Genomic DNA, 757 nt, shown 5'->3' on the forward strand with positions numbered 1-757 from the left:
TTCTTTCCCCCCCTTTCTTTTTTTTCCTTTCTCCTTTCTCTGCCTGCTTGCCCTCCCCGGGCCGTTCTCCCGTGTGTCCTTTGCTCTGTCCTTGCTCTCCTTCTGGGGTCCTTACGCTTTCTCTCTTCCCTCTTCTCCCTTCCTTTCCCCTTCTTTTTCCTCTCCCTCTTTCCCTTTTCTTTCTTTCCCCTTTTTTTTTTTTTTTCTTTTTTCTCCTCCCCTCTCTTCTTCTTTTTTCTTCTTCTCTTTTTCCTTCCCCCTTTTCTTTTTTCTTCTTCCTCCTCCCCTTCCTCTCCTCTTCCCTTTCTTCCTTTCTCTCTCCCTTCCCCCCTCTCTTTTTTCTTCCTTTCCCTCTTTCTTTTTTTCTCCCTTTTTTCCCCCTCTTTTTTTCTTCCCCTTTCCTCCTCTTCCCCTCTTTCCCTTCCCTTTCTCTCCCTTCTTTCTCCTTTCTCTCCTTTTTCCTCTCTTTTTCCTCCTTCTCTCTCTTCTCCCTCTCTTCTCCCCCCCTTTTCTCCTCCTTTTTTTTCCCCTCTCCCTCCTCCCCCTCTCTCTTTCTCTCTTCTCTCTCCTCCTTCCTCTCCTTTCTTCCTTTTTCCTATTTCACTCTCCACTCCCCCTCCTATTCTCCTTTCCTTCCCCTTTTCCTTTTTTTTTTCTCTCTCCCTTTCTCCCCCTCTTTCTTTCCTTTTTTCCTTCCTTCCTCTTCTTCTTCTTTCTCTTCTTTTCTCTCTGGCGCAATTGACGAACTTTACCTTGA

At 46.0% G+C, this 757-nt stretch carries 1 protein-coding gene; it reads right to left on the minus strand.

Annotation, left to right across the window (positions count from 1 at the left end):
• The coding region (locus K5Q92_RS23845; protein WP_220771256.1) for a hypothetical protein at positions 1 to 757 on the minus strand (757 nt) is incomplete at both ends.

This window comes from Shewanella sp. MBTL60-007 (assembly GCF_019654915.1).
In the GTDB taxonomy this organism is placed as follows: Bacteria; Pseudomonadota; Gammaproteobacteria; order Enterobacterales; family Shewanellaceae; genus Shewanella.